Annotated in this window: 19 protein-coding genes; 8 read left to right on the forward strand and 11 right to left on the reverse strand. The window is 68.9% G+C overall.

The features are described 5' to 3' along the window. Positions 1–31 precede the first annotated feature (31 nt). Positions 32–1000 carry a TIGR01777 family oxidoreductase gene (locus tag BLV57_RS32195; RefSeq protein WP_091295399.1) on the forward strand — a complete coding sequence of 323 codons (969 nt, stop codon included), beginning with the start codon at positions 32–34 and terminating at the stop codon, positions 998–1000. A gap of 73 nt (positions 1001–1073) precedes the next feature. After that, positions 1074–1712, forward strand: coding sequence for a LuxR C-terminal-related transcriptional regulator (locus tag BLV57_RS32200; RefSeq protein WP_091295402.1), 639 nt, complete (start codon positions 1074–1076; stop codon positions 1710–1712). A gap of 66 nt (positions 1713–1778) precedes the next feature. Here the strand turns inward: BLV57_RS32200 and BLV57_RS32205 are convergent, their stop codons facing one another. From BLV57_RS32205 to BLV57_RS32215, 3 genes are all read right to left on the reverse strand, one after another. Then, positions 1779–2414 (reverse strand): hypothetical protein, encoded by a 636-nt coding sequence (locus BLV57_RS32205; RefSeq protein WP_091295404.1) that lies wholly within the window; start codon positions 2412–2414, stop codon positions 1779–1781. A gap of 92 nt (positions 2415–2506) precedes the next feature. Further along, positions 2507–4588 (reverse strand): putative bifunctional diguanylate cyclase/phosphodiesterase, encoded by a 2082-nt coding sequence (locus BLV57_RS32210; RefSeq protein WP_091295407.1) that lies wholly within the window; start codon positions 4586–4588, stop codon positions 2507–2509. Positions 4589–4707: 119 nt separating this feature from the next. Then, positions 4708–5541: an SAM-dependent methyltransferase gene (locus BLV57_RS32215; protein ID WP_091295408.1), complete on the reverse strand. Its 834-nt coding sequence runs from the start codon at positions 5539–5541 to the stop codon at positions 4708–4710. 163 nt (positions 5542–5704) lie between these two features. Between BLV57_RS32215 and BLV57_RS32220 the strand changes: the two genes are divergently transcribed. Both BLV57_RS32220 and BLV57_RS32225 read left to right on the forward strand, forming a co-directional pair. Next, positions 5705–7012 (forward strand): cytochrome P450, encoded by a 1308-nt coding sequence (locus BLV57_RS32220; RefSeq protein WP_091295411.1) that lies wholly within the window; start codon positions 5705–5707, stop codon positions 7010–7012. Positions 7013–7043: 31 nt separating this feature from the next. Beyond that, entirely contained in the window at positions 7044–8021 is a 978-nt protein-coding gene (locus BLV57_RS32225) for an alpha/beta hydrolase (RefSeq protein ID WP_245757612.1), read from the forward strand. Here the strand turns inward: BLV57_RS32225 and BLV57_RS32230 are convergent. The 6 genes from BLV57_RS32230 to BLV57_RS32255 form a co-directional block, all read right to left on the reverse strand. Continuing rightward, a complete protein-coding gene (locus BLV57_RS32230; RefSeq protein WP_091295413.1) occupies positions 8018–8971 on the reverse strand; it encodes an AAA family ATPase in 954 nt (317 codons plus the stop codon). The two genes, BLV57_RS32225 and BLV57_RS32230, sit on opposite strands and share 4 nt — an antisense overlap. 69 nt (positions 8972–9040) lie before the next feature. Next, the gene (locus BLV57_RS32235; protein ID WP_091295415.1) at positions 9041–9379 is read right to left on the reverse strand and encodes a hypothetical protein; all 339 of its coding nucleotides are present in this window, start codon (positions 9377–9379) and stop codon (positions 9041–9043) included. Beyond that, positions 9376–9960, reverse strand: a complete 585-nt coding sequence (locus tag BLV57_RS32240) for a hypothetical protein (RefSeq protein WP_091295418.1) — start codon at positions 9958–9960, stop codon at positions 9376–9378. Before BLV57_RS32240 ends, BLV57_RS32235 begins: the two co-directional genes overlap by 4 nt. A 76-nt stretch (positions 9961–10036) precedes the next feature. Next, the gene (locus tag BLV57_RS32245; protein WP_176968902.1) at positions 10037–10696 is read right to left on the reverse strand and encodes a winged helix-turn-helix domain-containing protein; all 660 of its coding nucleotides are present in this window, start codon (positions 10694–10696) and stop codon (positions 10037–10039) included. Positions 10697–10806: 110 nt separating this feature from the next. Continuing rightward, the gene (locus tag BLV57_RS32250) at positions 10807–12384 is read right to left on the reverse strand and encodes a M28 family peptidase (RefSeq protein WP_218134923.1); all 1578 of its coding nucleotides are present in this window, start codon (positions 12382–12384) and stop codon (positions 10807–10809) included. Next, positions 12381–14453 (reverse strand): M36 family metallopeptidase, encoded by a 2073-nt coding sequence (locus BLV57_RS32255; protein ID WP_091295422.1) that lies wholly within the window; start codon positions 14451–14453, stop codon positions 12381–12383. Before BLV57_RS32255 ends, BLV57_RS32250 begins: the two co-directional genes overlap by 4 nt. 134 nt (positions 14454–14587) lie before the next feature. Between BLV57_RS32255 and BLV57_RS32260 the strand changes: the two genes are divergently transcribed. Together BLV57_RS32260 and BLV57_RS32265 are read left to right on the forward strand one after the other, a co-directional pair. Beyond that, positions 14588–15721 (forward strand): acyl-CoA dehydrogenase family protein, encoded by a 1134-nt coding sequence (locus tag BLV57_RS32260; protein ID WP_091295425.1) that lies wholly within the window; start codon positions 14588–14590, stop codon positions 15719–15721. A gap of 52 nt (positions 15722–15773) precedes the next feature. Beyond that, on the forward strand, positions 15774–16541 hold the full coding sequence (locus tag BLV57_RS32265) for a Tat pathway signal sequence domain protein (protein WP_176968903.1): 768 nt from the start codon (positions 15774–15776) through the stop codon (positions 16539–16541). Here BLV57_RS32265 and BLV57_RS32270 read toward each other — a convergent pair. Beyond that, positions 16519–17778: a TolB family protein gene (locus BLV57_RS32270; RefSeq protein WP_091295429.1), complete on the reverse strand. Its 1260-nt coding sequence runs from the start codon at positions 17776–17778 to the stop codon at positions 16519–16521. The two genes, BLV57_RS32265 and BLV57_RS32270, sit on opposite strands and share 23 nt — an antisense overlap. A gap of 88 nt (positions 17779–17866) precedes the next feature. Between BLV57_RS32270 and BLV57_RS32275 the strand changes: the two genes are divergently transcribed. Continuing rightward, positions 17867–18817, forward strand: coding sequence for an SDR family NAD(P)-dependent oxidoreductase (locus BLV57_RS32275; RefSeq protein WP_091295431.1), 951 nt, complete (start codon positions 17867–17869; stop codon positions 18815–18817). Positions 18818–18852: 35 nt separating this feature from the next. Continuing rightward, a complete protein-coding gene (locus BLV57_RS32280; RefSeq protein ID WP_091295433.1) occupies positions 18853–19614 on the forward strand; it encodes a helix-turn-helix transcriptional regulator in 762 nt (253 codons plus the stop codon). Here the strand turns inward: BLV57_RS32280 and BLV57_RS32285 are convergent. After that, positions 19611–21194: a C1 family peptidase gene (locus tag BLV57_RS32285; protein ID WP_143047196.1), complete on the reverse strand. Its 1584-nt coding sequence runs from the start codon at positions 21192–21194 to the stop codon at positions 19611–19613. The genes BLV57_RS32280 and BLV57_RS32285 overlap by 4 nt on opposite strands. Between the last annotated feature and the right edge of the window lie 45 nt (positions 21195–21239).

Below are 21239 nucleotides of genomic sequence, written 5' to 3' on the forward strand. Positions count from 1 at the left end.
ACGCGTTCAAAACGCGCGTACAGTCGGTGCCATGAAGATCGTGATACCCGGTGGCACCGGGCAGGTCGGGACCATCCTCAGCCGCGCGCTCACCGGGGACGGGCACGAGGTCGTCGTGCTCAGCCGCAGGCCGGGGCCGCACCACTGGGACGGGCGCACCCTCGGCCCATGGGCGGCCGAGCTCGACGGCTGCGACGCGGTGATCAACCTCGCGGGCCGCAGCGTGAGCTGCCGCTACACCGAGGCGAACCTCAAGGAGATGATGGACTCCCGCGTCGACTCGGCGCGGGTCGTCGGCGAGGCCATCGCGCTCGCGAAGCGCCCGCCGAAGGTCTGGCTGCAGATGAGCACGGCGACCGTCTACGCCCACCGCTTCGACGCGGCCAACGACGAGGCCACCGGGATCATCGGCGGCGCCGAGCCGGGCGTCCCCGGCTACTGGGGTTTCAGCGTCGACATCGCCAAAGCCTGGGAAGAAGCCCAGGACCAGGCCGAAACGCCGGACACGCGCAAGGTCGCGCTCCGGGCCGCGATGGTGATGAGCCCGGACCGCGGCGGCGTGTTCAGCGTGCTGCGCGCGATGGCGCGCCTCAGGCTCGGCGGCCCGGTCGGCGGCGGCCGTCAGTACGTCTCGTGGATCCACGAGACCGACTTCGTCAACGCGGTCCGGTTCCTCATCGAGAGCGAGCTGAGCGGACCAGTGAACCTCGCCGCGCCCGCTCCCCTGCCGCAGCGCGACTTCATGCGGGCGCTGCGCCGGGCGTGCGGGGTCAGGCTCGGGCTGCCCGCGACCAAGTGGATGGCCGAGATCGGTGCTCTCGTACTGCGGTCCGACACCGAGCTGCTGCTCAAGAGCCGCCGTGTCGTCCCGGAGCGGCTGCTCGGCGCGGGGTTCGCCTTCGAGTATCCGGAATGGCCGGACGCGGCGCTCGATCTGGCGCGGAAGGCCCGTTCGTCGGGACACACCGACCACTCGCGGACCGTTCGTCGCGACGGCTGAGCCGGTTCGGCGCCGCGTCCGTGTCTCAGAATGCGCCGGGCGTCCCGGCCGCGAAGAGACCTGGAGTGAGGACATGGGAATCACCGTGGGCATCGTCGACGACGAGGTCCTGTTCCGCACGGGCGTTCGTGACGCGCTGGAACGGGCCGGGGAGTTCGACGTCATCGGAGAGGCGCGCGACGGCGTCGCGGCCGTCGAACTCGCCAGAAGGCATGTGCCGCAGGTGCTGGTGATGAACCTCGACGGGCTCGCGTCCGTCGAGCGGATCAGGGCGCACACCCCGGACACCCGGATCGTGGTGCTGGCCGCGCCGCACGCGCACGAGCAGGTGGTGCCCGCGCTGCGCGCCGGCGCGATGGGTTTCCTGTGCAAGAACGGGAAAGCCGCCGAGCTCGTGAACGCCGTGCGGGTGGTCGCGGCCGGGGACGCCATCCTCAGCCCCGCCGTCACGCGGAGCTTGGTCGAGCACCTCGCCACCAGCTCGTCGGAAAACCGCGAGCACGCCCGCAAGCAGATCGCCCAGCTCAGCCAGCGGGAGCGATCCGTGCTGGCGCACATCGCCAAGGGACTTGGCAACGTGCAGATCGCCCGCGCACTGTCGCTTTCGGAGGGTTCCATCAAGGCACATGTCAGCCGGGTGCTCGGCAAACTCGGCTGTGACAACCGGGTCCAGGCCGCGATGCTCGCGCGCGACGCGGAGCTGTGCGGCTGAACCACGTGCGGCTGAAAGAATGGTGACGTTCACCCGCCCGCGCCTGCGGGTGAACGCCACCGGGCATCATCCGACGCGTTCGATGCGAGCGCGCCGGATGAGGAACTTGCCGGGCTCGCGGACCTGTTCGAAGGCCGCGTTGTTGAGCAGCGCGCAGCTGCCGGACGGTCCGCTCACCGCGACCGTGGTGGACTTGTCATTGTCCAAATTGGTCACTTTGAGCCGGGTGCCGACCGGGAACTGGTTGCTCGTGACCGCCGGGGCGCCCGCCTCACCCGAGAGTGTCACCGTCGAACCCTTGCATACTTGTTGCGCGGCAATGGGTTCTTCGGCTGGATCGGGCTCAGCGGCCGGCTGTTCCGGCTCGGCGACCGGCGGCTGTTCCGGCTGCGGCAAGGGAATCGGAGCCGCGACCGCGCCGGTGCAGCCAGCAGCCTTCCGCCGCTGCTGGATGAGGTCGACGACGGCCTGCCGGTTCGCGATGCGTGCCCCGGAAAGCTGGTCAGGGTTGGCCTTCTGGTCTGCGATGAACTTCAAGTTGTTCCCCAAAGCGGTATCGAGTCCTTGGCAGCTCTCGGCCGCCTCACTGGAAGGCGTCGTCGACGTGAAGATGGCGGTGGCGATGCCCGCCACTCCCAGCACGGACGCGATGCCGATCGTGGCGCGCTTACGATGCTTACCAACGCTTCTCAGGTAACCCATTCGTCTTCCTCCGGCGGTTTCTGGTTGCGCCCACGGGAGGAGATACGGCCGCATAACGAAACTGGTTCAGTTCTATTTCGGGCTAGCTCCCGTCAAAGCGGGAACTCGCCTGGTGGCACGGCGGAGCCGATGAACGATCCGGTCCCGCCGTCCGCGCCGGCGGCGAGCCACCAGGCGGCCTGGGCCGCGGTCGAGATCCCGTCGACGACCACGCGGGCGTCGACCTCGCCGACCAGCGCGGCGACGTACGAAGCCTGATGGTCTGCCAGGCGCGCGGCGATGCGGACGAAGTGGACGCCGTGGGTGTGGACCGCGGCGAGATCGTCCGGCGCCAGGCCGAAGTCGACGAGAACCGTGCGCACACCGAGTTCGGCGAGGTTCGCCAGATTGGTGGCCGCGCCGGGGATCGTCAGCGCGCCGACCGGCATGCCGATCATCAGCTGCCGGGGCGGCAGGCGGGTGTCGTCGAGGATCTGGAGCACCCTGGCGACCAGGTGGGCGTCGGCGGCCTGGTGGGCGGTGAGGCCGACCGCGAGCGGGCGGGTGAAGCCGCGCCGCTGGCGCCACCAGTGTGCTTGACCGGCCGCCGTGCGCAGCAGCCAGTCGCCGAGCGGGAGGATCAGGCCGGTGCGCTCCGCCAGTTCCGTGCAGCGCGCGTGGCCGAGCGGGCCCTCCTCGGGATGCTCCCAGTGCAGCACGGCCTCGACGCCGGCGAGCCTGCCGTCGGCGAGCCGGGTCACCGGGCGGTAGCGGACGGTGATCTGGCCGTTTTCCCAGGCGCCGGGCATGCTCACGGCGAGGCCGTGCGCGTACCTGTCTTCAGCGTCGGCGGCGGGATCGAACAGTTCCCACTGGCCTCGGCGGCCCGTCTTGGCGCGGCGCAGCGTCTGGTCGGCGGCGCGCAGCAGCTCGGCCGGGTCGATGTCGGGCGACGGGCGGTGCACGATGCCCGCGCTCACCGAGGCCGCGAGGCCGTGACCGTCCACATAGAACGGTTCGGCGAGTTCGGCGTTGATCTCGGCCATGATGGTGGCGACCGGCGGGGTGCCTGCCGTGTTCTCCACCAGTATGCCGAACTCGTCGCCGTCGAAGCGCGCGATGATCGTCTTTTCCTTGGCCAGCACGGCTCTCAGCCGCTGCGCGACGTGCACCAGCAGCCGCTCACCCGCCCGTCTGCCCAGGCTGTTGCACAGCAGGCCGAACGCGTCGAGGTCCAGGTGGAAGAGGGTGACGCCGTGCGCGGAGCCCGCCGCACCCAGCGCGGCCTCCAGCCTGGTGCCGAAGAACTGGCGGTTCGGCAGGCCGGTGAGCATGTCGTGCAGCGACTGGCGGCTCAATTCGCTTTGCAGCAACATCAATTCGGTGCCGTCCTCGATGACGGCGACGTAGTGGCTCGGCTGGTCGTCGGCGCCGCGCAGCAGTGACACGGTCAGCGCGACCCTGGCGACGTCGCCGTCCTTGCGTAGCAGGCGCTGGGTCTGGCGCAGGCGGTCCTTGGTGCCGTCCAGCAGGGCACGCAGGCCGTCGCGCAGCATCCGCTCGGCTTCCGGGTGCACGAGCTCGGCCAGCTCGACGCCGGTCAGCTCGGACTGCGTGAGCCCGAGTATCACGCCGGCCGCGGCGTTGGCCCGCTGCACCCGGCCGTCGAGGCCGACGATCAGCACGCCGCTCGACGAAGACGTGATGACCTCGTCGAACCGCGCTTCGCTCTCCTTGAGGTTCCATTTGGCGTCACGGACGGCTTTGAGCAGCGAGAGGTGCATGCTTTCCTGCTGGTCGAACACCGCGCGCTGGGCCGCGGCCAGGAATCCGCACGCCAACGCGCTCTGCGCGAGCAGAATCCGCTCCGCGAACCGTTCCATCGGCTGGAATTCGGGGAGCGCCAGCATTCCTTTGCCGAGCACGTCGAGTGTGCAGCGCATTCCCGCTTCGCCTACATAGCCGAGCGCGACCAGCCGTTCGCCGACCTGACGGATCGGCTTGATGTCCTCGTCGCGCACCGCGTCGCACAGGATGTCGAGCTGGACGCACAATTCCCGGCCCAGCTCTTCGGAATCCAGCGGCACGACGACGACACCGCTGAGCAGATACGTCCATTTACGCGCGAGCGCCGCCCGCGAGCGGCCGCGGTCCGGCTGGGCGGGCAGGGGTTCAGATCGGCTTGGGTTCGGCATTTCCCTCGCCTTGGTGAGAGTGCACAGTGCGCGGCAGTTTACCCACCACGCGTCTGCCCGCGCTCGGCCGAAAGCATGAAAGGACGTCACACAATCGGAAGAGAATTCGTTGATCCGCGTCACGCTCGGTCGAGCGCTTTCTTGTGGCCTACGCCAGCATAAACCAGCATGTTCATTCCGGGTTCGTCGGCGATGTCGGCGGGGCCGTGCGGCCGCCATTCCCCACATCCGACAAGACCGGGTTCGACCAGCTCGAAACCGTCGAACAACGCGGTGATCTGCGCGTGTGTGCGCAGATTGACCTGATCGGGACTCTTGCTGCGCTTGATCGCGTCGGTCGCCTCGGCCAGCTCCGCGCCTTGATGATCTCCGGAAACATGACTGATCGCCAAATAGCTTCCGGGAACGAGCACGGAACTGTATCGAGCCAGCAGACCGGCCGGATCCGAGTCGTCGGGAACCCAATGCAACATCAACAACATCAATAACCCGACCGGTTCGTCAAAATCGAGCAGACGCCGCGCTTCGGGACTCGCGAGAATGGCCTCGGGGTCGCGCATATCGGCGTGCACGACGGCCGCGCGATCATTACCGGTGAGCATGAGTTCGCTGTGCGCGACCGCGACCGGATCACGATCGACATAAACGACACGGCAGTCCGCTTTCTCCGCCTGCGCCACCTCGTGCACGTTGGCCACGGTCGGGATTCCCGAGCCGACGTCGAGGAACTGCCGGATTCCCCGCCCCACCATGAATCGCACGACCCGGCCGAGGAACTGGCGGTTCACCCTGGCCGCGGTGCGCAGGCCCGGCATGGCCCGCTCGATCTGGTCGCCGACCGCGCGGTCGGCCGCGAAGTTGTGCCCGCCGCCCAGCATGAAGTCGTACGTGCGGGCCATGCTCGGCACGGACACGTCCACACTCGGCGGAACCCATTCCTGTTGCCGCGTCACATGATCACCTTCTTGTGAGGAGAAGCGGAAGAGCCTAGCCGGTCACGCTGTCACCAGTCGCTGCGCCATCGGCGTGAGGCCGGACCACCCGATCGGGCACTGTCTGCCTCCCCCGGACGGGCCTATGGTGAACGCTTCCCAACGACTCGGCGAGGAGTCTTTGATGGCCGTCCCGGTGGCGCCCGGGCGGTGGCCTTTTCTCGGGCACACCCCCGCGATGCTGCGACAACGTTTCGCCTTCACCGCCGGGTTGCGCGCGCACGGGGAAATCGTGAAGGTCTTTCTCGGGCCACTGCCCGCGTATTTCGTCACCAGCCCGGAACTCGCTCATCGCGTGCTGGTCACCGAGGGCGCGAGTTTCCGCAAAGGCGCCATGTTCGACAAATTCCGACCGTACGTCGGCAACGGCCTGTTGCTCTCGAACGGCGCTTTCCACTTGCGGCAGCGGCGGTTGATCCAGCCCGCGTTCCACCACGAGCGCATCGCGCGCTACGCCGAAACCATGGTCAAAGCCGCACGAGAACTCACTTCGGCGTGGCGGCCCGGCGAGGTCCGCGAGATCGACGAGGACATGCAGGCACTGGCCGTCACCATTGTCGGCGAGACGTTGTTCTCCACCGAAATCGGGCAGCGCGCGATCAGCGAAGTGCGCCGGTCGATCTTCATCGTGATCAAACAAGGCATGATCCGCGCGCTTTCCCCCGCTTTCATGGAAAAGCTGCCCTTGCAGGGAAATCGCGAGTTCGACGCGGCCATCGAGCGTATGCGTGCCATCGTGCTCGAGGTCATCGCGAGCCGGCGTGCCGAAGAAACCGATCACGGTGATGTGTTGTCGATGCTGCTGCTGGCGCGAGACGACAGTGGTGTTGAAATGACCGATCAGCAGGTCTACGACGAGGTCATCACGTTGCTGACGGCGGGCATCGAAACCACCGCGCTCGCGCTTTCCTGGATATTCCACGAGATCGCGCGGCATCACGACGTCGAACAGCGGCTGCACGCCGAGGTCGACGCGGTGCTCGGCGGCCGTCCGGTGTGCTTCGCCGACGTGCCGCGCCTGAAGTTCACCGCGATGGTGGTCAACGAGGTGCTGCGGATGTATCCCGTGTGGATACTCATGCGGCGGGCCATCGCGGCGGTCGAGCTCGCCGGAGCCCGCATCCAGCCGGGCGACGAGGTCATCGTCAGCCCGCACGCGCTCCACTTCGACCCGGATTCCTTCCCTGACCCGGAAAAGTTCGACCCCGATCGCTGGTCGGGCGCCGCACCGCCGCGGGGCGCGTTCATCCCGTTCGGCGCGGGCAACCGCCAGTGCGTCGGGAATGTCTTCGCCCAGACGGAAATCATCCTGACCGTGGCCACGGTGGCCGCGCGCTGGCGGCTGGCACCCGTGCCGGACCGGCCGGTGCGCGTGCGGTTCACCTCGGCCGCCTATCCCAGCACCATGCCCATGACGACCACTCGGAGGTAGTCCCCTCTTGCGTTTTTCAAGGCTCTGCGTCGTGACCCTGCTCGCCGCCGCAGCACTGCTCGTGCCCAGCTCCGCCCGCGCCACGCAAGTGACCTGTGAGGACGTGCGGGTGCCGGTGACGGCCGGGCTGCTGCCCGCGACCATGTACGGCAGGCTCTGCACACCCCACGGCGCCGGCACCGTGCAGGTGCTCATTCCCGGCGGCACCTACAACGGGTCCTATTGGGACATCGCGTACACGCCGGAGACGCGCTCGTTCCGGCTCGCGATGAACGACGCGGGTTATGCCACGCTCGCCATCGACCGGCTCGGCACCGGGCAGAGCTCGAAGCCGCTGAGCGCGCTCCTGACCGCGACCGTCCAGGCCAACGCCGTGCACCAGGTCATCCAGACGCTGCGGCCCCGGTTCTCGAAGGTGATCGTCGGCGGGCACTCCATCGGCGCCGCGATGGCGATGATCGAGGCGGGCTTCCACCACGACGTCGACGGCGTGCTGGTCACCGACATGACGCACCGGATGAACTACATCACCGTCGTCCCGGTGCTGGCGCAGATGATCCCGGCACCACTCGACCCGCAGCTCGGCGGGCGCGGCCTCGACGCCGGCTATCTGACCACCGCGCCCGGCACCCGGTACACCTCGTTCCACGCGCCCGGTCCTGACGTGCCGGGCGCGATCGCGTTCGACGAGTCCACAAAGGACGTGTTCGCCACGACGGAGGCGATCGACACGATCGCGCTCACCACCGTGGTCATCCCGGCGTCGGCGCAGATCAACGTCCCGGTGCTGCTGGTCGTCGGCAGCGGTGACTCGCACTTCTGCGGCCTGCCGCTCGGCAGCGACTGCTCGTCGGCGGAGGCCTTGCGGCAATCGGAATCGCCGTACTTCGCGCCCGCCGCGCAGCTGCGGACGTACCTGCTCGACGGGTATGGGCACTCGATCAACTACGCGCCCAACGCGCCGGACTTCCACCAGGCCGTCAAGGACTGGCTTCAGACCCTCGGTTAGACACTGGAAATCGCGGGCGCGGGCGTCGCGGCGAGCACATCGGCGACGACGTCCGCGGCGCCGCGCCGGTCGAGTTCGGCTTCCGCGGTGAGGACGAGGCGATGCGCCAGCACCGGCGCGGCGACGTCCTTGATGTCGTCGGGCGTGACGAACCGCCGTCCGTCGGTCGCGGCGAGCGCCTGCCCGGCGCGCACCAGCGCGATGCTGCCGCGCGGGCTGGCGCCGAAGCGCACGGCCGCGTGCTCGCGCGTCGCCGCGGCCAGCCTAGCGGCGTATTCGACGACCGCTCTGTCCAAATGCGACGATCGAACCTCCGCGATCGCGTCGCGCAGCGTCGCCACGTCGACCACGGCGGGCAGGTCGTCGGGGCTGACGCCGGCGCAGTCGCTCATGATAACGAACACCTCGGACTCGAGGTCCGGATAGCCGACGCTCAGCCGCATCAGGAACCGGTCGAGCTGCGCCTCCGGCAGCCGGTAGGTGCCTTCCAGCTCGATCGGGTTCTGGGTGGCGATCACCAGGAACGGCCTCGGCACCTCGTGGCCTGCCGCGTCCACCGTCACCCGCCGCTCGGCCATGACCTCCAGCAGCGCGGACTGCGTCTTCGGCGTGCCGCGGTTGATCTCGTCGGCCACCACGACGTTCGCGAAGATCCCGCCGGGGTGGAACGCGAACCGCTCGTCCTTCTGGTGGTAGACGGTGACGCCGGTGATGTCGCCCGGCAGCAGGTCGGGGGTGAACTGGATGCGGTTCCAGCTGCCGCCGATACTGCGCGCGAGGCACCGGGCGAGCGTCGTCTTGCCCAGCCCCGGCACGTCCTCGACGAGCAGGTGCCCCTCCGCGAGCAGCGCGGCGATCGCCAGGCGCACCACCTCCGGCTTCCCCCGGATCACGCCCTGGACGTTGCGTGCGATCAGCTCGTAGACCTCGCCTGCCGTAGACCTGCCCACCAGTCCCCCTTTCGCGTCCTCGCAGGCTAACGGCGCCGGTACAGAAATCCCCCTGTTCCGGTACAGCGGTCAGGAATGCTTGCGGTCATAGAGCTCTTCGGCCAGCGAACTGCCCATCAGCCCGCCGAAGATCCCCGCGGCGATCCCGGCGACCATGCCCACCGGCGACGCGATCACCGCCCCGGTCGCGATCCCGAAGGCCAGCGAACCCGAAGCTCCCCCGAGCCCGGTGCAGGCCGCCAGGCTCAGCGGCTTGCGTGCCTGCTCGAGGTAGTAGAAGTCCTCCTCGTAGACCTCGGGTTCCTCCGGCGGATCCGGCAGCTCCGGCGTCTGGTTCAGCCAGACGTCCTCGGGAATGACGAGGTAGTAGGTGTCGTCCTCCGGGCGTTCGTCGAGCGCGGCCGTCATGACGCGATGTCGATCGGGAGGATCTTGAAGTGGTGGTGGTGCTTGCCGTGGTGCCGTTTCACCTGCTCCAGGTCCTTTTTGGACTTCTCGAGGTGCTTGCGCGCCTTGGCGAGCCGCTCGGTGGCCTCGTCGACGGCCTTCTGCGCGTGATCGACCGCCGCGACGGCCTTCTCGACCGTGTGGTGCACGGTCCTCTTCACCACGGGCGTTGTTTCCTTCTGGACCGCGGCTCGCACGACGTACTTCGGCGCCTTTTGTGTCGACACCGGGACCGCCTTGCGCTGGGGCGCCTTCGCCGTTTTCGGTGCTACGGCCGGTTTGGGAGCGACGGCGGGTTTGGGAGCGACGGCAGGCTTGTGCACCGGCGCGGGCGCGACCTGCTTGGCCGCCGCGACGGGCTCCGGCGCCTTCGCCGGCGCCGGCGCGGGAGCGGCTGGCTCGGCCGGTTTCGCCTGCGCGGCGTCCTTGACCTCCGGCTGCCCCTCGAACAACGCGTTGGCCGTGGTCGCCCCGAGCGCGGCCGTGGCCAGCCCCGCCACCCCGTAGACGGCCGCCCGCCGCAGATTCGACTTGCTCTTCATCCCGTTCACCCCGCTCGTCTCCGGTAACGCGGGCAGCCTCCCGCGCCCCGGTTCATCCGCGGTTCATCGGCGCGTCTCAAGCCTCGAGCCGGTAGCCCCGGCCGTGCACGGTGTGAATGACCCCGGGTTCCCGCAGCTTCGCCCTGACCCGGCGCACCACGGCGTCGACCACGTTCGACATCGGATCGGCGCTGGTGTCCCAGCAATGCTCGAGCAGCTCATCGCGCCCGACGGCCTGCCCGCTCCGGATCATGAGGTACTCCAGCACCGCGAACTCCTTGTCGCTCAAGGTGAGCAGCACCCCGCCCCGCCGCACCTCCCGGCGCGCGGAGTCGAGCACGACATCGTCCACCCTGAGCACCGACGGCCTCCCGTCCGCCGAGCGGCGGCAGAGCGCCAGCACCCGCGCGGTCATCTCGGCGACCGCGAACGGCTTGACCAGGTAATCGTCCCCGCCGTGCTCGAACCCGCCGATCCGGTCGGCGAGGCTGTCGCGGGAGGTGAGGAAGAGGACCGGGACCGCCCAGCCCTCCTGACGCCGCCGGTAGACGTAGCCCGCGGAGTCACCGTCGGGGAGCATGCGGTCGAAGACCACGCAGTCGTAGGCCTTAGTAAGCGCCTTGTCGGCCTCTGCGATGTCCCTGGCCTGGGTGACGGCGAGGCTGGTCGCGGTCAGCTCGGCGGTGACGGCGGCGCGGAGCTCGTCGTCGTCCTCGACCACCAATACCTCTGCCATCGAGGACCGAGCGTAACCGTCTTGGCTGCCCCTGGGTTGGCAGGAACCGGCCAGGGGTCGTGAGTGTTCTGACCGGTTCTAACCGGCCGCAACACTCACGACCCCAACGCTCAGCCGAGTTCCAGAACCCCGGCGGCGTACGCCGTGTTCATGCGCAGGATCTCCAGCGCGAGCCCGTAGTCGATGAACTCCAGGGTGTCCCGGGCGCTGTGGATGTGGGTGTTCGCGCCGTCAGCCCCCTCGATCGTGAGCACGGCGGGCATGCCCTCGTCGATGAACGGGACGTGGTCGCTGTTGAACGGGTGCAAGCTCGTCTGCACGCCCAGCGAGGTGTACGTCGCCGCGGCCTCGGCGAGGCCGTCGATGACCGGCTGCGACACGGCCGCGCCTTCGAGCAGGACCGAGGGCGGGGGTGAGTTCAGCGTGCCGATCATGTCCATGTTGACCACCGCGCGTATCCGCATCCGCTCGCCCGCGGGCAGCTGCGCGACGTGGCGAAGGCTGCCGAAGAGTCCCTGCTCCTCGCCGCCGAACAGGATGAACCGCACGTCGTGGCGGAACTGGACGCCGGCGAGCGCGCGGGCGATCGCGAGCAGGCCCGCACTGCCCGATCCGTTGTCGTCGGCGCCCGGCGCCGGGCCGCCCGCGAGGTTGATCGAGTCGAGGTGGGCCGTGACGAGGACCAGTTCGTGCGGGCCGCGATTGGTGCCCAGGCGGTCGGCGATGACGTTGCGCGTGGTCTTGCCGCCGAGCGGGACCGATTCCGTGGTCACGGCATAGCCGGCGGCCGAGAGTTCGGCGGCGGCCCAGGTCGCCGCCGCGTCGAAGCCAGGGCTCGTGGAATGCCTGCTGGTGAACGAAACCAGCTTCGTCAGGTCGGCCTCGAACGAAGCCCGTGTCAGTTTGTCGACACAGGCCTGGATCCAGGCCACCGGGGCGCGCCCGGCCGCCGGTGCCAACCGTTCCAGCACGACGGTGTCCCAGGGGACCGGCCGGACCGAATAGCAAGGCTCGTAAGGACTTCCCGGCTGCGGGATGTCCCCGGCCGCGATGAGGTAGCGGCCGCCGTCCAGGAGGATCGGCACCTCCGGATGCTCCTCCTGGAACAACCGGCCGTTCTGGGTGACGAGCCGCAGACTCGTGACGTCCGCCCGTGGCCCGGCGGCGAGCACGGCGTCCCCCATGCGGACCCAGCGGAAGCCCGCCGGGATCGCGCCGGGGGTGGTGCGGAAGATCGTGGTCTCGTCGACGAGCAGCCCGGGCACGTCGGTAAGCTTGTCGAGGTCCCCGCCGAGCTGGACCGCGCGCATGCCGAGCGCCTTGGCCGCGCGGACGTGGTCGGCGTTCTCCGTCACGAAGAAGACGTCCGCCAGTCCGACCCCGGCTTTTCCGGCAGCAGCAAGGAAAACGCGCTTGTCGGGCTTGAACACACCCACGTCCGTGGACAGCGTGACCCGTTCCTCGAGTGGCTCGAAGAACGAGCGGATGCCGAGTTTGTCGAGGATCGCGTAGTAACGGTCGCGGATTTCCGGGATGTCCGCCGGGGTGGCGGGCATGTCGAAGTCCGACAGCAGCGCGAGCTTGGCCGCCGGTAGCTCGCTGATCGCGCGCAAGGTCTCGAGCGCGCCGGGGAGCAGGATGTCGTTCTGCTCCAACGTGTTCCCTAGATCGAACAGTACGAGTCTCATGGTACATCGAAGCTTTCGACCACGCCCGCGAGTGAGGACGACGAGGACGGCGGCGAGACCGCTGCCGTGCCCATGCCCCGCTTCGCGAAGCCTTGCCAAACCTCGGGAAGATCCGCCGCGTTCAGCGCTGCCACGGCCGAGATGATGCCGTCGCGGGCTTGGGTGTACGTGGGACGGGAGGGGGTGAGCTTGAGGCCGCCGATGACGTACTCGAGCATGCGGCGCTCGGCCTCGGCGTGCCCGTGTTTGGCCACCAGGTTGACGAAAACCTCCCACAGCGTGGCGCACCAGACCTCGCCCGCGTTGTGGACCTCGTTGTTCGGGCCGCCGCCGTTGGGGTTGCGCAGCGGGCCTGACGGCAGCACGACGTTGGCGCTGATGTGCTTGAACGTCAACGGGTTCTTGCCGAGGTCGGCCGTGTACGGGTAACGGCGGATCGAGAAGTAGTAGTTGTCACGGAAGCTCGAGGTGAGGTCGGTCCAGCCGCCGACGGCGAACGTGCCGTTCGCGAAATTGTCGGTGGCCTGTGATGTCATGCAGATGGCGAAGAAATCGCCCCAGCCCTCGCCCATCGCCCGGCCTTGCTGATTGGACAAGCCGGTGGCGTTGCCGACCAGCCGGTTGGTGACGTAATGCCCCATCTCGTGGAAGGTGATCAATGCGTCGAAATTACTCGTCCGGCTCGGCAGCGGGCTGACCCCGACGAACTCGTACATCTGCATGCGCGGGCTGGCGCCGTCCGCGGGGGTGGACATGTTCGCGTTGTCCGTGCCGCTGAAGTCGTGCCCCTCGGCCAGAATCGGGTCGCCGCCGGACCCGCCACGGCCGAAGTTGTCCTGCTGCGCGTTACCCGCCGCCTCGTCGAAGCCGGCTTCGTACCAGCGGTCGTGCAGCCAGTTCACGTGCACGAACATGCCGACCAGGCTCGACTGCAGGTTGTTCGGGTCACTCGCGGCCTTGCTGTGGTCGTAGGTGTACTCGAAGCAGCCTGGCGCGCTCGCCTTGCCGACGACGTCGCCGTCGCCGAAGCCCTGCGGCGCGGCGAGGTCCGCGTAGGCGAAGCAGTTGTTGCCCTGGGTGGTCGTCGCGCCGTCCGGCAGCCACGGGTCGCCTTTGAGGAGGCCCTCGGTGTCGATCACGCGCTCGGGAATGGTCCGCGCCTGGAACCCGTCGAGCCTGCCCGTCGGATGCGGGGTGCCCGGCGCCGGGCCGTCCTCGGGCCGGAGCACCGCGTCGCCGGTGTTGAAGACCTTGTACTTGAAGGAGGAGTCGGCACTGAGGTTCTTGCGGAACAACACGTCCGGGTCATCGACGGAGTCGATGACGTAGCTGAAAGCGGGGAAGCCCTTGATCCACAGTTCGAGGTAGTAGCCCGGTGACAACTGGCCGTCGCCGAGCGGGAAGAGCACGTCCTTGACACGCACCGGCCGTTCGAACGCGGGCCTGCTGTCGGCCTCCGGGACCGCGTAGAAGCGGTACTGGCCGTCCTCGCCTTCGAGTGGAGTGAACTCGGCGGGTTCGTAGTGCGTGCCGGTCAGGTCGTGCGCGGCGCGGGAGATCGCCTCTTCGGCGGAGGTCACCGGGCCTGCCGAGCGCTGCCCGCCCGCCTCCGTGGCGCCGGGGAAGAACTGGCCCGCGAGCGCGATCACCTGGTTGTCCCCGCCGATCGCGGCGGTGACCTCCGAGCTGAACACCTCGACGCCCTCGACCCGCTGGACGAGCTGCACCGTGGGCAGCCCGCGCCCGCTGACCGAGACCACCTCGACCCCGGCGGCGTCCGAAGGCGACAGCTCCCACAGGTCACCGCGCTCGCGCACGAAATTCGCGGCCGCTTCCTCGGGCGACGCGGCGCCGACGCTCGTCAGCCTGCCCGCCGGGCGCTCGACGGCGATGCGGTTCGGCAGGCCGGTGGCCTCGTCGTAGTCGACGAGCAGGCCGGGGATCTCGGCCGAGAGCCGGCCGTGGCCTCCGGTGCGGGAGGGCGCCGAAAGCGGCGTGCCCCGGGCAGCCCGCGCGCCCGAGTCGTACAGCGCGTTGAAATCTTCCGGGATCTGACTCTGTCCGGCCATTTCTTGCCCCTCACGCAAAGCGATTTCGCGTCCGTCTCCGAGTGTGCTTCTAAAAGAGAGGCTCAGCGCCCGGTAAATACACAGTGGAGACCAACCCGTGACTGTATGGCCGCGCCTTCGGCCAAGATGGACACATGACCGTTTCAGCGCACCCCTTCGCACCGCCCGCCCACGAAGCGCACTGGGTGGTGACCGCCAGGGAATTGGCCACCGGTTTCGCCGCGACCGCGGCGGAACTCGACGAGTCCGCCGAGATCCCGCTCGCCAACCTGCGCGCGCTGCACGCCAGCGGGCTCGACGCCGCGACCCTGCCCGAAGAGCACGGCGGGCAGAACCTGAGTTACCGCACCTTCGGCGCGGTGCTGCGTCTGCTGAGCGCGGCCTGCCCGTCCACGGCCTGTATCTGGCTCATGCACATCGGCGCGGCGGGCGGGCTCGTGCAGATGTCCGCCCCCGAGGCCGCGAGCTTTTACGCGGACGAGCTGAAAGCGGGCAAACGCTTCGCCAACGCGTTGTCCGAACCGGCATGCGGCAATCTGTTCCTGCTGCCGCAGCAGACCGCCGAACCGGCCGAAGGCGGTTTCCGGCTCACCGGCGCCAAGCGTTTCGTGAGCGGCTGCGAAATAGCCGATCATTTCCTCGTCAACGCGCTCGTCGACGGCACACCGGCATTCTTCGGCCACGCGCCGGACGACACGATGACCTACGTCCCCATCTGGGACACCATGGGCCTGCGCGCCAGCCGCAGCCAGCTCCTCACCTTCGACGGCACCCTGCTGCGCGCCGACCGCCGTTGTCTCCCGCCGTCCGGGCCGCGCCCCAACCACATCGCCGCCGGGCTCGCGTATCTCTCACTCGGCATCGCCGACGCCGCGCTCGCCGCGCTGACCGAGCACGCGCGCTCACGCACCATCCCGACCACCCGGCAGCCGCTCTCGGACATGCAGTGGCTGGAGTTCGAGGCGGCCGACGCCGCGCTCAAACTGGACGCGGCCGCGATGTACGCGGGGCACAGCATGTGGCTGGCCGACCAGAACTCACCCGGCTTCATCGGTTCGACCGTGCGCGCCAAGCCGCTCGCCAACGAGGCCGCGCGCGACATCGCCCAGCTCGGCGTGCGTGTCGGCGGCGGCTCGGGGTACCTGCGCACCTCGCCGATCCAGCGCATCTTCCGCGACGCGCAAGCGGGCGGGCTGATGGCCTACTCGGTCGAGGTCTGCAAAGCCCACCTCGGCAAGGAAACGTTGACAGCTCTGGCGAACGAGTGATCTGATCAGCACGGTTTCCGCCGCCGATGAAACGATCTCGCTGGAGGAGACTGTGCTCACTCGCCGGGCTTTGCTGACCTCGCTGGCCGCCGCGGCCGCACTCCCGCTGACCGGCGCACCCGCGCTCGCGGCGCCCACGTGGCAGCAACGCTGGAGCCCGGTCCCCGGCAAGGACGGGCTCGGCGCCTTCGAAGGCGTCGAGGACGACCGCGCGGGCTCGCACCCCGGCGTCAAGCACATCTACCCCGTCCGTGACACATTCCGCTTCGACATGCACAAACGTGACCGCGACACGGCCACGGACCGTCAGCGCAACGAGGTGCGCGGCATGCGCACGGCGGGCGAGGCGTTGTCGATGGGCAACGGTGAGACGTGGCGCATCGCCTACTCGATGTTCATCCCGTCGAGCCTCAAGGCGACGAGCAGCTTCACCCACATCATGCAGACCAAGATGCCGGGCCTCGGCTCACTGCCGATCACCACGATGTCCTTGCGCCGCACCGGAACCCTCGCGGAGATCGAGTTCAGGGTGACCGAGGGCAACGTGCTCGTCGGGCACACCCCGCTCGCCCCGCTGCAGGACAGGTGGATCGACACCGAGGTCGAGCTGGGCATCGGCGACGGCGCGGCGGGCTCCGTCGCGTGGACGATCCGCAGCGGCGGGCAGACCGTACTGGCCGAGCGGAAGTCCGGAGTGGACACTTGGCTGGGCGACCGGGTCCGCCCCAAATGGGGCATCTACCGGTCGCTCAGCGACTCCGCACAGATCCAGGACTGCTACCTGCTCCTGCGCGATCTCAAGGCCTGGCAGCGAATTTGACGAACACGTCCGGCACGTCGTTGGTGTCGCACGGCGCCAGATTCGAAGCGTAGGAACCGAAAACGACCGTCCGGCCGTCCGCGCTGAGCGACGGCGCCAGCGAGAAGCTGTCGCCGCGCACGGTCGGGCTCGTCGTCTTGCCGGTGACCAGGTTCTTCACGAAGACGTCGTCGACCTTGTTGGTGTCATGCGGAACCAGGTTCGACGAGATCGAGCTGAACGCGATCGTGCTGCCGTCCGCGCTGATCACCGGCCCCAGCGGGGACGCCTCGGCGAGCGTGCCGTCCGAGGCGGTGTTGACGCGCGAGATCGCGCCGGTGACGAGGTCCTTGACGAACACGTCCGGCGTGTCCTCGGTGTCGCCCGGCACCAGAGTGTCGCCCCAGGCGACGAAAGCGACCTTGCGGCCGTCGGCGGTGATCGACGGCATGAGCGTGTACGACTTGCCCTGCGTGCCGTCGGCCGCGGTGTTCGCCCTGACGATCCCGCCGGTGCGCCGGTCCTTGACGAACATGTCCACGCTCGCGTTGGTGTCGCCGGGCACCAGGTTGGTCGCCGCGGACGGGAACACCACGTACCGCCCGTCCGCGCTCAGTGCGATGCCGTGCGAGACCAGCTTGTCGCCCTGCGTCCCGTCCGCGGCCACACTGACCCGCTCGATCGCTTGCGTGACAAGGTCTTTCACGAACACGTCCGCGACGCCGTTCGTGTCACCGGGCACCAGGTTCGAGGCGTCCGAGCGGAACGCGACGAACCGGCCGTCGGCACTCAGCGCGGGCGATCCGTACGACGCGGCGTTGCCACCCTCGCTCACCGAGACCACGGTCCCCCGGCGTCTGTCCTTGACGAACACGTCGTCGACGCCATTGGTGTCGCCGGGCACCAGATTCGTGGCGCTGGAAAGGAAAGCGACGTACCGGCCATCGGCACTGAGCGCGGGCGGATCGTAGGACGGGCCATCGCCATCGGTGACCCGGTCGACCGAACCGGTCCAGAGATCCTTGACGAAGACGTCGGAAACCCCGTTGCGATCCCCTCTGACCAAAGTGGACGCTTCCGAAGGAAAGGCCACGTACCGGCCATCGGCACTGATCACCGGCGTCCACGACGCGCCGTCGCCATGCGTGCCCCACTGCGACCTGCTGACCAGGTCGACGCCGTGACTCGCCGAGGCGGGTGTTCCGGCGAGCGCGACAAGGCCCACCACACCGAGTACGAGGATTTTCCTGCCGACCACGAAGACTCCCAGTGCTAGTACGAGGCGGCGGAGCCGTGAGCATAGCGAACTTGCGCTGGAGCGCGCTCCAGGTCGTAGCGTCGAAGCCATGACCACCGCACAGCACAAGATCGGCTCCGGCTTCACCGACACCAGCACCGCGACCGAGGTCCTCCACGGCATCGACCTGACCGGCAAGCTCGCCCTCGTCACCGGTGGCTACTCGGGCATCGGGCTCGAGACGACCAAGGCGCTGGCCGCCGCGGGCGCGTTCGTCGTGGCGCCAGCCCGCCGCCGCGCGGTCGCCGAGGAAGCACTGGCCGGTATCGAAAACGTCGAGATCGACGAGCTCGACCTCGGCGATCCCGAGAGCATCCGGACCTTCGCGGACCGGTTCCTCGCCACCGGCAGGCGCATCGACATGATCATCACCAGCGCGGGCGTCATGGCGAGCCCCGAGTCGCGGGTCGGCCCCGGCTGGGAGGCCCAGTTCGGCATCAACCACCTCGGCCACTTCGCGCTGGTCAACCGGCTCTGGGAGGCCGTCGCGGACGGCGCGCGGATCATCTCGGTGTCCTCGCGCGGCCACCACTTCTCCCCCATCCGCTGGGACGACATCGAATTCACGGCCGGCTACGACAAGTGGCAGGCCTATGGCCAGGCCAAGACGGCCAACATCCTGTTCGCCGTGCAGCTCGACAAGTTCGGCCGTGACCGCGGGATCCGCGCGTTCTCGCTGCACCCCGGCCGGATCCGCACCAACCTCATCCGGCACCTCGAGCTGCGGGAGATGGTCGAAGCCGGGTTCATGGACACCGAAGGCAACATGGTCGGCGACGCCAAGACCCCGGAGCAGGGCGCGGCGACGCAGGTGTGGGCCGCCACCTCGCCGCTGCTCGACGGCATGGGCGGGCTCTACCTCCAGGACTGCGACGTCGCCGAGCCAGCGCCCGCCGACGGCACCATCGCCGGCGTCCGCGACTACGCGCTCGACCCCACCGAGGCCGCGCGCCTGTGGGTGCTGTCGGCCGACCGCACCGGCGTGAACGCCTTCGCCTGACGTATCCGGCGCCCCGATCCCGTGCTCCTGTCTCTGTGGACGCACGGGATCTACGGCAGGCGCTCGACGTGGTGCGCCTGCTCAACGAGGACATCACGGGCGAGCTCAGCCAGGACGCGCTGGCCCGGTTCACCTCGCTCGTCGGCTGTGACATGGCGTCCTACGCGGTCACCGACCACGGGTCGAGCGCGGTCGTCGACGCCGCCACCGACCGGCCGGAGCACAACCTGCTCGGCACGCCCGGTTTCGCCGAGGCGCTGCGCGAGCATCCCGGGTTCGGCGCCTACCGCTCGGGCAAGCTGGCCTTGGGCTCGTCGATCGCGCTGAGCGAACTCGGTGACCGGCGTTCACTCGGCAGGCTCGCGCTGTTCGCCGACCACTGGCAGCCGAGGGGCATCGTCGACCAGCTCGTCTGCGTGATCGGGCTCGACGGCCGCCACGGCACCGTGCTCACGTTCAACCGGTCCCGTCGCGGATTCTCGCGACGGGACCGTGCCGTCGTCGAACTGCTCGCGCCCCACGTCCAGCAGCGCGTCACCACCGGCAAGCGGCTGGCCGCGCTCGCCATGGCGGCCCGGATCGCCGAGCCGGTCGACCGCGCACTCGACCGGCTGTCCGCGCTGACGCCCAGGGAACGCGACGTCGCGCGGCACCTCGCGAGCGGCGCGACGGACCGGGAGATCGCGCGGGTGCTGATGATCAGCCACCGAACCGTCCACAAGCATCTTGAGCAGATCTACCGCAAGCTCGGCCTGACGAACCGGACCGGCCTGCTGGCGCTGGTCACCCGCGCTTAGACGCGGTATCCGTGGTTGCCGAACGTCAACCCGCTCCACTGGTGCGTGCCGGAGAAGACATCGCGTTCCCACGTGTGCGCCAGCAGCTGATACGGCCGCAGGTCGTTCGACGCGTACGCGATCTTGATCGGCAGGATGTGCGGATGGGCGCCGTCGACGCCGCCGCTGACCGCGAGCGTGCGGCCGTCCTGGTGCACGTAGCTGGCCTGGAACGGCGCGACGGAGGTGATCCGGAGCCTGCCGTGCCAGCCGTCGCTGTTCATGTCCCACTGGCCGATCCAGTCACCGGCCGACCAGCCCGAGGTCGGGCGGCCGGGCAGCCCGGAGCGGCTGAGCACCGTGCCGAACGGGGTGCCGTTCCACGAATGCGAACCGGCCGCGAACGCCTTTTCCCAGCTGTACAGGCAAACCCGGTGTTCCTGGCCGGTCTTGGTTCCCGGCTGGACACGGCCGGTGCCGTCGGCCACCCAGAAGTGCAGGATCTGGCCGTTCTGCTCGGTGTAGCCGTTGACGTCGTGACGCTGGCCGTCGCGGTAGTAGTTGCCCAGCTTGGTCGGCTGCCCGGCGCCGGACCGGAAGTCGGTGGTGCGCCGGATGACCAGCTCGCCGCGCCAGCCGTCGTGGTCCATCTGCCAGCGGCCCAGCCAGGCCGCGTCCCATTGCGGCGACGCGTTGACGTCCGCGACGTCCTGGACGAAGCGGCCGCCGAGGATCGGCCAGGTCTGGTCGTTGTACGGGACGGTGATGAACTTGTTCTCGCCCCAAGAGTTCTTGACCAGCCACTCCCGTTTGATCCGGTCGAAGCCGACGATCAGGATGCAGTGTTTCGGCACGTCGGCCACCAGCTCGTAGCCGCCCGCGATCACGGCTTCGATGTCGGCGGGCGTCGGGTTCCACGGCACCGCGCCGAACCGGGTGACGCGGTACTTGGCGTTCTCCCGCGCGGCGGTGGGGATGTTGGCCGTCAGGAACTCGAACGCGTCGAGCTGCTCCTGGCTGGAGTTCCAGTCGAGGTTCCCGCACGCCGGGGTGGCCGTCTTGAGCTGGTCCATCCGCCCCCCGTCGAGGTACGGCGCGTACGACTCGGCCGGGATCGCAGCCCGCGCGATGTGGTCGATGATGTCCGAACTGCCCTGGAAGCCCCAATACGAGCTGTTGTTCTCGTGCGGGGTCGTCGAGCTCGCGTAGTCGCCGTAAAGCTCGAAGACCTTGTTCATGTGGAACGCGTAGTGCTCGGAAAGGTCCAGCTCGACGCCGTATTTGCGCTTGTAGGCCGCTTCGACGGCCGCGACGCCCGCGAACGCGTAGCAGGTGCCGCGGGAACCCTGGTTCTTGAAGCCGGTCTGGTACTGCGCGAGCGAGACGACGTCGCCGGCGAGCTTGCGCTCCGGCGTGACCACGAGCCCGTTGCGCGCGGCGTTCTCGCTGGCGAGCTTGACGGCGCGCCGGTGCGCGGCGAGGTCGGTGTTCGCGAGCGCCATGCCGGGATCGATCAGCCCGGTCACCGCCGCTCCGGCGAACACCGCGCCCCCGACACCCAGCCGCAGCGCGCTCCGCCGGTTCACAGATTTTTCGGTCACCGCTCAGTCCTCCCCTGATCGCGATCAGCTCGCCTCAGGCTGGCG

The sequence above is a fragment of the Amycolatopsis xylanica genome (genome assembly GCF_900107045.1).
Lineage (GTDB): Bacteria > Actinomycetota > Actinomycetes > Mycobacteriales > Pseudonocardiaceae > Amycolatopsis > Amycolatopsis xylanica.

What these genes read in the sequence shown, in the direction of transcription:
- BLV57_RS32195 (WP_091295399.1), top strand. Translation starts at nt 32, where the DNA reads ATGAAGATCGTGATACCCGGTGGCACCGGGCAGGTCGGGACCATCCTC.
- BLV57_RS32200 (WP_091295402.1), top strand. Translation starts at nt 1,074, where the DNA reads ATGGGAATCACCGTGGGCATCGTCGACGACGAGGTCCTGTTCCGCACG.
- BLV57_RS32205 (WP_091295404.1), bottom strand. Translation starts at nt 2,414, where the DNA reads ATGGGTTACCTGAGAAGCGTTGGTAAGCATCGTAAGCGCGCCACGATC.
- BLV57_RS32210 (WP_091295407.1), bottom strand. Translation starts at nt 4,588, where the DNA reads ATGCCGAACCCAAGCCGATCTGAACCCCTGCCCGCCCAGCCGGACCGC.
- BLV57_RS32220 (WP_091295411.1), top strand. Translation starts at nt 5,705, where the DNA reads ATGGCCGTCCCGGTGGCGCCCGGGCGGTGGCCTTTTCTCGGGCACACC.
- BLV57_RS32235 (WP_091295415.1), bottom strand. Translation starts at nt 9,379, where the DNA reads ATGACGGCCGCGCTCGACGAACGCCCGGAGGACGACACCTACTACCTC.
- BLV57_RS32240 (WP_091295418.1), bottom strand. Translation starts at nt 9,960, where the DNA reads ATGAAGAGCAAGTCGAATCTGCGGCGGGCGGCCGTCTACGGGGTGGCG.
- BLV57_RS32245 (WP_176968902.1), bottom strand. Translation starts at nt 10,696, where the DNA reads ATGGCAGAGGTATTGGTGGTCGAGGACGACGACGAGCTCCGCGCCGCC.
- BLV57_RS32250 (WP_218134923.1), bottom strand. Translation starts at nt 12,384, where the DNA reads ATGAGACTCGTACTGTTCGATCTAGGGAACACGTTGGAGCAGAACGAC.
- BLV57_RS32255 (WP_091295422.1), bottom strand. Translation starts at nt 14,453, where the DNA reads ATGGCCGGACAGAGTCAGATCCCGGAAGATTTCAACGCGCTGTACGAC.
- BLV57_RS32260 (WP_091295425.1), top strand. Translation starts at nt 14,588, where the DNA reads ATGACCGTTTCAGCGCACCCCTTCGCACCGCCCGCCCACGAAGCGCAC.
- BLV57_RS32275 (WP_091295431.1), top strand. Translation starts at nt 17,867, where the DNA reads ATGACCACCGCACAGCACAAGATCGGCTCCGGCTTCACCGACACCAGC.